We start from the raw sequence: 9,516 nt of genomic DNA, 5'->3' as shown, positions 1-9,516 counted from the left end.
CGCCCGCCGCGGACGCCGCCCCCCGCCCCGTCCGCGTCCACGGCCCGGCCGGACCCTGGGCCGGCGTGCGCGCCGCCCTGGAGACCGGCGGCAGGGCCGTCCTGCACACCCTCGGCGCCGACTGGCCGGCCGGCGGGCCACCCCGCGGCCCCCGGCACGCCGGACACGCCGGGCACCACCCGACGGCGCAGCAGGTCCTGCGGCACGCCGCCGCCGCCGTCCTCGGCCTCGACCCGCGCGGCGTCGAACTCGGCCACCGCATCGGCGGCCGCCCGTTCCTGCCGGGAACCGACCTGGAGGTGAGCCTGTCGCACACCGCGGACGTGATCGTGGTCGGGCTCTCCACCGGCGGCCGGGTGGGGGTCGACCTCGAACCGCTGGACCGGCGCACCGACGTCGGCCTGCTGAGCGCCCAGGCCTGCACCCCCGGCGAGCTGCGCGTCCTCGCCCAGCTGCCGCCGCGGCCGCGCAAGGACGCGCTGCTGCGGCTGTGGACCCTCAAGGAGGCCTACAGCAAGGCCCTCGGGCAAGGACTGCGGCTGGACTTCACCACCTTCGGCTTCGGCGACCCGGGCGTCGGCCCCCCGGCCGACGGCGGCGCCTTCCGGCACGACGACTGGGTCCTCGCCACCCACACCGTCCTGGACGGGTACGTGCTGAGCGCCGCCTACCAGGACGCGCCGCACGCCCCCGGCCTCCGGGGCGCGGCGCGCGCGGCCGGCCGCGGACTGACCGCGGCGATGGAGGAACTGCTGCGGCGGTGACCGCCGGGCCCGCCGGCCGGCGGCCCCTCCCCCTGAGATGCTCCCGGGTCCCGCTCCAGGTTCGCTGGAGGAAACGGACACCCCGCCCGTGGCGCGCCTACCGTCTGCCGTAACGCCTGCACGGCGAAGCATCCGGACCGGCGATCGCGGGGAGGAGGAGGGCCACGGCCCGACGGACCGTTGACCGACGAACTCTCCACCTCCCCCGCCTCGGTCGTGACCGTGGCCCCGGGCCCGTCGCCCGACGGGCACGCGCCCGTGCTGGAGCTCTTCGGGGCCCCGCACGAGGAGCGGGTCGCCGCCGCCCTGGACGACGAGCCCGACCGGACGCGGCACACCCTGCGCCGGCTCGGCGCGGACCACTACCTGCTGACGCCCGATCCGGCCCACGCCTTCCCGGCGGGCCGGGTCGCGGACCTGCTCACCATGCCCGGCCGGCCCGCGGTCGCCCCGGGGCCGGGACAGCGCGCCCTGCTGCGGCTGTACGGGACGGGTCACCGCGTGCCCCCGCTGTCCGGCACCCTGAACCTGGCCGGGCCGGTGGCGGGGGAGGACGTCGCCGCCGCTCTGCGGGGCCTGGCGGAGGCCCATCCGCTGCTGGCGTCCCGCGTCGGCGACGGCCCGGCGGCCGGGGTCCGCCCGGTCGCGCCCGCCGACGCCGTGGACTGCACCGTGGCCGAGGTCTCCCGCGCCCGCGAGCGGCAGGCGGTCGCCGAGGCGGGCCGCCGCCTCGACGCGCGCGCCGGCCGCACCCTGCACGCCGTCGTGCTGCGCGGCGGGCGCCGGATCGTGCTGCTGGCCGACCCGCTGGTGGCCGACCACGCCTCCGTGCGGGTCCTCGTCGCCGACCTGGCCGAGGCGCTCGCCGACGCGGCCGCGCACCCCGCTCCCGAGGAGGTCCGCTACAGCGACTGGACCGGCTCGCTGCCGGACGTGGCCTCCGACCCCCGCGAGACGGGCCACTGGCAGACGGTGGCCGAGGGACGCGCCGCCGCCCACCCGTTCCGCCCGCGGCGGACCCTGCGGGACGCGCAGGAGGCGGCCCACCGCCCGGCCCTCGTCCTGGGCAGGGCCGCCACCCGGCGGGTGACCGTCACCCTGGCCCGCCGTCTCGGCCTGACCGCCTCCCAGGTGCTGGCGGGCGCCGCCGGGCTGGCCCTGGCCCGGTGGCGGAACGAGGACCGGGCGTCGTTCGACGTGCACACGGACGGCCGTCAGGACAGCCCCGCCCTGCGGCGCACGGTCGGTCCGCTCGCCGTCACCGAGCCGGTCCTGCTCGAGGGCGCCGCCGACGGCGACGGGCCGGACTTCCTCGCCAGGGCGGCGGGCCGGCTGGCCGTCGTCGGACGGGCCTCCTTCGCGGCGTGCCGGGAGCACGCCCCCTCCCCCGCCCTGCGGCTCGTCCTGCGGGAACTCGTCCCGGCGCTCATGCGGTTCACCCCGGACGCCGACGCCGCGCCGCCGCCCGCGGACGGCTCCCACCTGCTCGACCTCACCGCGCGGACCCGCGGCGGGCGGCTCAGGTGGGAGCTGCGCTGGACGCCCTCGCCGCTCGACGCGGTGGACGAGGAGTCCGCGGACCGGTTCGTCGCCGTCCTGCGGGACACCCTGGAGGAACTGGCCCGCGGGGCGGACCGGCCGGCCGACGGCATCCGGGTGATCGAGGCGAGCCCCCTGCAGCGGGAGCTGCTCGCCGACGCCGACGCCCATCCGGGGACGGGCCGTCAGATCGAGCAGCTCAGCTGGATCTGGCACGGCCCGCTGGAGCAGGAGCGGTTCGCCGCGGCCTGGCGGTCCGTCTTCGACCGGGAGGCGGTGCTGCGCGCGTCGTTCGGCGGCGGCTCCGACGTCCAGGTGCTGATCCACGAACACGTGGCGCCCGAGGTGGTCCGGGCGGCCTCCGGCGACCTGGCCTGGTCCGACCTGCTGGCCGCCGACCGCAGGCGCGGCATCGACCCGCGCGCGCCGGGCCCCCTGCGGGTCACCCTGGTCCAGGACCCCGAGGCCACCCCCTCGCAGCCGGCGACCCGCGTGCTGGTCACCTACCACCAGGCGCTGCTCGACGCGTGGAGCGTGCGGCTGCTGGTGGAGCAGTTCTGTCTCGCCTACCTGGCCGACGGAAGCCTGCCGGGCGGCGACCGGCGCCCCGACGTGCGGGACCACGCCCGCTGGCTGGCCGGCCAGGACACCGCCCCGGCCAAGGACTTCTGGCGGCGGTCCGCCCCCGCCGCGGGGGCGGGGACACGGGTCGTGGCCCTGCCGGGCGACGGCGCGGTCGCCTCGCCCGCGCGGTGGCAGGGACCGGGCCGGGTGCGCGCCCGCATCGCGCCGGGCGAGGCCGCCCGGCTCGCGGCCTGGGCGGCACGGCTCGGCGCGACCGAGAGCAGCGCGGTCCAGGCGGCCTGGGCGATCCTCCTCCACCACACCTCGGGCGCCGTGCGCCGCGGTCCCGTGCGGTACAGCGTGGCCCTCTCCGGCCGCGGCATCGCGCTGGACGGCGTGGAGCGACTGCCCGGCGCCCTGCGCAACCCGGTGCCGGTGGCGGTGGAGGTCGATCCCGCGGGGACCGTGCCCGAACTGCTGGTGGCGCTGCGCGACCAGGCGCTGGACCTGGCGTCCTACGAGTGGGTCTCCGCGGGCCAGATCCGTGCCTGGGCCCACGCCCCGGACGGCCTGGCCTCCCCGGACGGCCCGGGCGGCGCGCCGGGGCGGCCCACCGTCCCGGACCAGGACGCCGGCAGCCTGCTCGTGTTCGACAGCAGGATCAATCCCTTCGAGCGGCTGGAGCCGTCGTTCGCCGCCCTCGGCGTGCGCATGGAGTTCCCCTGGACCACGGGTGCCAGGACGGCGTTCTCGCTGACCCTGGTCTCGCACCGCGACGAGGGGGGCGGCCTGGTGCTGACGGCGGAGCACGACCGCGGGCGTCTGCCCGACGTGTCGGGGGTGCTCTCGCACTGCGTGCGCCTGCTGCGGAGCTTCCCCTCCGACGCCGACGGGTCCACGCCCATCGCCCGGCTGCTGGAGCTGCTGCCCGGCACCTCGGCCTCCGGTCCGCCGTTCGTGACCCTGCGGCCCGGGACGGGACGGGTGATCGGGCTGGTGCCCTCGCCCGGGGCGCCGCTCTCCTGGTACGTGCGGCTGGCCCAGCTGTACACCGGCCCGGAGGAGCTGGTCCTGCTGCGCTCGGGCGACGACCAGGTCCGCTCGTGGCACGAGGTGCTGCGCGTCGTCGCCGGGGACCGCCTGGCGGCGCTGGGCACGTTCTCCGGCGGCGGAGAGGCCGCCTGGGAGCTGGCGCGGCTGGTCGGCGATCACACGGGTGATCAGCCCGCGGTGGTCGTCGCCGCGGCGTCGGCGTCCTCCGGGACGCAGGCCCTGGCCACCCGCCTCGGAAAGGCCGTGCGGCCCGCGGACCTCTCCCGTCCGCGGCACCGCCGCCCCTGACGGTGCGGGGACCCGGCGGCTCCCCCCGCCGGGCCCCCGCACCGCGCCTCACAGGCCCCGGTCGGCCAGCCACTCCTGGATCCGCTTGGCGACGTCCTCGGAGTGGTCGCCCAGCATGGTGAAGTGGTCGCCCGGGACGTCCAGGACGTCGTGCGGGTGGGGCCAGCTGGCGTGCCAGTCGCCGTCCTGCGGGATCGTGCCGAGCGGGGTGTCCGCACGGACCAGCAGGGTCGGCACGTCCAGCAGCTGGGCCTTCCAGTCGCTGAAGAACCGCAGGTAGGCGGCCCACGCGGTGGTGCGGTAGTCGTCCATGGGCGTGAAGGCGGTGTCGCGTTCCACCATGCCGTCGAGCATCTGCGGGATCCAGTCGACCAGTACCGGGCTGTCGAACGGATAGCTGTCCATCAGGACCACCGCGGCCGGGGGACGGCCCTGGCGCGCCAGTTCCAGCGACAGGACGTTGGCCACCATGGCGCCGCCGGAGTGGCCGGTGAGGACGAACGGGGCGTCACCGACGGTGCGCAGCACGGTGTCGGCGTGGGTGCGGGTCAGAACGCCCAGGTCGGCGGGGAGGGGCTGCCCCGCCGAGAACCCGGGGTGCGGCAGCGCGTAGACGTCCCGGGCGCCCCGGAAGCCCGCGGCCAGGCGGGCGTACTCGTGGGCGCCCGACAGCATCGACATGGTGCAGCAGCTGATCAGGGCGGGGGCCTCGCCCCCGGCGCGGCCGGACAGGGGGACGGCCCGGTGGGGCGTCTCCAGGGCGGCGTGGTCGTCGTAGACCGGCCGGAACGACGCCAGGTTGATCAGCAGTTCGGTGTACTCGGCGGGCCGGCCGGTATCGCGGCTGTGCCGGAACAGCTCCCCCAGCAGGTGGCTCTCCGCGGCGGTCTCCCGCGGCGTCTCCTCCTCGTCACCGCCCAGGACCCGTACCGCCAGGTGCCGGGCCAGCCGCACCGGCGTGGGGTGGTCGAACAGCAGGGTCGCGGAGAGGTCGACGCCCAGGGCCTGGCGCAGGTTGTTGCGCAGCCGCAGGGCGGTCAGGGAGTCGAAGCCCTGCTCCAGGAAGTTGGTGTCGGTCTCGATGACGTCGGCGGACGCGTGTCCGAGGACCGCGGCGGCGTGCTGGGTCACGACGCCGAGGAGCGCCCAGTGGCGTTCCGCGGCCGGGACCTCGCGCAGCCGCGCCGCGAACTCGCGCCCGGCGACGGCGGCCTCCTCCTCGTCGACGGCGCCGCCGTCCGGAGTGCCGTCGGAGGGGTCCGTGGACGACGGGGCGGGCGCGAAGGCCCCGGGGGCCGGCGGGTCGGGCCAGAAGTGCCGCCGCTGGAAGGGGTAGGTGGGCAGGCCGGTGCGGCGGGCGCCGGTGCCGGCGAAGACGGTCTCCCAGTCGACGGCCACGCCGTGGCAGTGGGCCTCGGCGAGGGAGGTCAGGAAGCGCTCCGGGCCGCCCTCGTCGCGGCGCAGGGTGCCCAGGACGGCGGCGGCCGCGCCGACGTCCTCGACGGTGCCCTGCAGGCCGACGGCGAGGACGGGGTGGGGGCTCACCTCGACGAACACCCCGTGTCCGTCGGCGAGGGCGGCACGGGTGGCGTTCTCGAACTCGACGGTGCCGCGGAGGTTGTCGTACCAGTAGCCGCCGTCCATCGCCGTCTCCGCCGCGTCGAGGAGACGGCCGGTGAGGGAGGAGTAGAGCGGCGTGGTGCCCTGCCGGGGGGTGACGCCCTCGAGGAGACGGGCGAGTTCGTCGCGGATGGCCTCGACGTGGGCGGAGTGGGAGGCGTAGTCCACGTCCACCCTGCGGGCCCGGATGTCGTTGGCCTGGCAGTGGGCCAGGAACTCGTCCAGGGCGTCGACGTCGCCCGACACCACGGTCGAGGTGGGGCCGTTGACGGCGGCGACGGACATCCGTCCGTCCCACGCGGCGACCGCCTCGCGCACGGCGTCCGCCGCCCGGGCGACCGAGACCATGCCGCCGAGTCCGGCCAGCGCGGTGATGGCACGGGAGCGCAGGGCGACGACCTTGGCGGCGTCCTCCAGCGACAGGATGCCCGCCACCGCGGCCGCGGCGATCTCGCCCTGGGAGTGGCCGATCACCGCGGCCGGCTGGACCCCGTGGGAGCGCCACAGCTCCGCGAGGGACACCATGACCGCCCACAGCACCGGCTGGACCACGTCCACCCGCTCCAGGCCCTCGCCACTACGGACCACGTCCAGCAGCGACCAGTCCGTGTGCGGGGCCAGCGCGGCCGCGCACTCGGCCATCCGCGCCGCGAACACCGGTGAGGTGTCGAGCAGTTCGACGGCCATGCCCGCCCACTGCGCGCCCTGGCCCGGGAACACGAACACCGGACGCGTTCCGCGCCCCGCCACGCCCGAGACGACGGCGGGCGCGGGCGCGCCCGACACGATCGAGGCCAGGGCCGTCTCGAGGTCCTCCCGCCCGGCGGCCACCACCGCCGCACGGTGGTTGAACGCGGTGCGGGTCAGCGCCAGCGAGTAGCCGACGTCCCCGACCGGGGTCCCCGGGTTCTCCCGGACGTGCGCCAGCAGCCGCTCGGCCTGGGCCTTCAGCGCCTGCTCGGACTTGGCGGACAGCACCCACGGCACCACGGCGGGTCCGCTCCCGGCGACCGGAGCGCCGTCCGGGGCCTCCTCCTGGGCGGCGGCCTCCTGTTCCGGAGCCTGCTCGAGGATGAGGTGCACGTTCGTGCCGCTCATGCCGAAGGAGGACACGGCGGCACGGCGCGGTCTGCCGGTCTCCGGCCAGGGACGGGACTCGGTGAGCAGCCGCACCGCACCCGCCGACCAGTCGACGTGCGGGGACGGCTCGTCGGCGTGCAGGGTCTTCGGCAGCACCCCGTGCCGCATCGCCATCACCATCTTGACGACGCCCGCGACTCCGGCGGCCGCCTGCGGATGGCCGATGTTCGACTTCAGCGAACCGAGCCAGAGGGGGCTCTCCTCGAGACGGTCCTTGCCGTAGGTGGCGAGCAGGGCGCGGGCCTCGATGGGGTCGCCCAGGGTCGTGCCGGTGCCGTGCGCCTCGACCACGTCCACGTCGGCCGCGGTGAGCCGGGCGTCGGCGAGCGCCTGGCGGATGACGCGGCGCTGCGCCGGTCCGCTGGGCGCGGTGAGGCCGTTGCTGGCGCCGTCCTGGTTGACGGCGGAGCCGCGGATGACCGCCAGCACCTCGTGGCCGTTGCGGCGGGCGTCGGAGAGCTTCTCCAGGAGGAGCATGCCCACGCCCTCGGCCCATCCGGTGCCGTCGGCGCCGGAGGAGAACGCCTTGCAGCGGCCGTCGCCGGCCAGCCCGCCCTGCTTGCTGAACTCGGCGAAGACGCCCGGTGTCGCGATCACGGCCGCGCCCCCGGCGACCGCCAGCGAGCACTCGCCGCGGCGCAGCGACTGGACCGCCAGGTGCAGCGCCACGGACGACGACGAACAGGCCGTGTCGACGGTGACCGCCGGCCCTTCCAGCCCGAAGGTGTAGGACAGCCGCCCGGAGAGCACGCCGCCGGCGGTGCCGGTCAGCAGGTAGGAGTCGCTCCCCTGCGCGTCGCCGTACATGGTGGCGCTGTATCCGGAGGCCGAGCAGCCGACGAAGACGCCGGTGGGCGTCCCCTTGAGGGAGGTCGGGTCGAGACCACCGCGTTCGAACACCTCCCAGGTGGCCTCCAGCAGCAGGCGCTGCTGGGGGTCCATCGCCAGCGCCTCGCGGGGGCTGATGCCGAACGGCGCCGGGTCGAACCGCGACGCGTCGTGGACGAAACCGGCCTCCAGGGTGACCGGCGCGTCCTCCGGTTCACCGGGGGCGCGCAGCCAGGCGGGATCCCACCCCCGGTCGGTGGGCGCCGGCGACACGGCGTCCGTGCCGTCGAGCACCAGCTGCCACAACGCCTCCGGCGAGACGGCCTCGCCCGGCAGCCGGCAGCTCATCGCGACGACGGCGACGGGCTCGGTCGCCGTGTCGGCCAGCTTCCGGTTCAGCACCCGCAGCCGCTCGTTGTCCACCAGGGCGGACCGCAGTGCCTCGACTATCTGATCGGTACCCGCGTTCATCAGCTGTTCGTCTCCAAGGCCATGCGGATCAGGTCCTGGACGTCCATGTCCCTGATCCGGTCACTGCGGTCGGTGGGGTCTCCCTCGGCGGCCGGGGCGAGTTCGGGCGCCGGAAGCGCCGCCTCGGGCCCGTCCTCGTCCGCCGCCAGTCCCAGTTCGCGGCGGAGTCTCGCCGCGAGGGCCTCGGGGGACGGTTCGTCGAAGACGATGGTCGACTCGAGGTCGAGGCCGGTCCTGTCGTTGAGGCGGTTGCGCAGTTCGATGCCCATGACCGAGTCGAAGCCGAGGTCACGGAACGCGCGGTCGGCTTCGACCGCGTGGGCGGACGCGTGTCCCAGCACGCGGGCGGCCTCCGCCTGCACCAGTTCCCGCAGGAGGCGGCCCTGTTCGTCGGCCGGCACGGAGAGGAGCTGCTCGCGGAACGCGTCGGACGCCTCCTGCTCGGCCTCCCCGGTCTGCGGGGGCGTGTCCGCGGCGGTCCCGCGGCGCGGGTCGTACAGTTCGCCGAGCAGGGCGCTGGGGCGCATCGCGGTGAACGACGGCGCGAACCTGTCCCAGGCCACGTCGGCGACGGTCGTGCAGGGGGCGCCCAGTGCGAGGGCCTGTTCCATCGCCGCGATCGCGACGTCCGGGTCCATGAGGGTCAGCCCGCGCCGCTCCAGTTGCTCCACGGCTTCGCCCTGGGCCAGTCCCCCGCCGGCCCAGGGGCCCCAGGCGACGGAGGTGGCCGCCAGGCCACGGGCGCGGCGCTGTTCGGCGAGGGCGTCGAGGTGGGCGTTGGCGGCGGCGTAGCCTCCCTGCCAGCCGCTGCCCCAGGTGGCGGCGATGGAGGAGAAGAGGACGAACGCGTCGAGGTCGACGTCGGCGAACACGGCGTGCAGGTTGGCCGCGCCGGTCACCTTCGCGTCCATCACCCCGGCGAGTTCCGCACGGGTCATGGAGGCGAGGGCGGTGGCCTGTCCGACACCTGCGGTGTGGACGACCGCGCGGACCGGGCTGCCGTCGGCCTCCAGGGTGCGGGCGAGTGCGGCCAGTGCCTCGCGGTCGGTGGCGTCGCAGGCCACGACGGTGGCCCGGGCACCGAGCTCCTCGATCGTGGAGCACAGCTCGCTCGCGCCGGGTGCGTCCAGGCCGCGGCGGCTGGTCAGGACGACGTGGTCGGCGCCGTTGGCTGCCGCCCACCGGGCGACCCTGGCACCCAGACCACCGGTACCACCGGTGATCAGCACCGTGCCCCGCACCTTCCACA

At 76.4% G+C, this 9,516-nt stretch carries 4 protein-coding genes; 2 read left to right on the top strand and 2 right to left on the bottom strand.

The genetic code is table 11. From position 1 onward, the window contains the following. Both A2U95_RS21535 and A2U95_RS21530 read left to right on the top strand, forming a co-directional pair. Positions 1-764, top strand: a 764-nt coding sequence (locus A2U95_RS21535) for a 4'-phosphopantetheinyl transferase family protein (protein WP_206283005.1), incomplete at its 5' end; no start/stop codon positions are given. A gap of 180 nt (positions 765-944) precedes the next feature. Continuing rightward, positions 945-4,208, top strand: coding sequence for a condensation domain-containing protein (locus tag A2U95_RS21530; RefSeq protein ID WP_166025808.1), 3,264 nt, complete (start codon positions 945-947; stop codon positions 4,206-4,208). Positions 4,209-4,256: 48 nt separating this feature from the next. Here A2U95_RS21530 and A2U95_RS21525 read toward each other — a convergent pair whose 3' ends face one another. Together A2U95_RS21525 and A2U95_RS21520 are read right to left on the bottom strand one after the other, a co-directional pair. After that, on the bottom strand, positions 4,257-8,267 hold the full coding sequence (locus A2U95_RS21525) for a type I polyketide synthase (RefSeq protein WP_166025806.1): 4,011 nt from the start codon (positions 8,265-8,267) through the stop codon (positions 4,257-4,259). After that, on the bottom strand, positions 8,267-9,516 hold a 1,250-nt coding region (locus A2U95_RS21520; RefSeq protein WP_166025804.1), incomplete at its 5' end, for a beta-ketoacyl reductase. The genes A2U95_RS21525 and A2U95_RS21520, both read right to left, overlap by 1 nt.

Source organism: Streptomyces chilikensis (genome assembly GCF_001642695.1).
GTDB classification, from domain to species: Bacteria; Actinomycetota; Actinomycetes; order Streptomycetales; family Streptomycetaceae; genus Streptomyces; species Streptomyces chilikensis.
The sequence above is the reverse complement of the archived record's forward strand: the minus strand, read 5'-3'. Positions and strand labels throughout refer to the sequence as shown.

Coding starts and splice junctions, on each gene's coding strand:
- A2U95_RS21525 (WP_166025806.1), bottom strand. CDS start 8,267: ATGAACGCGGGTACCGATCAGATAGTCGAGGCACTGCGGTCCGCCCTG.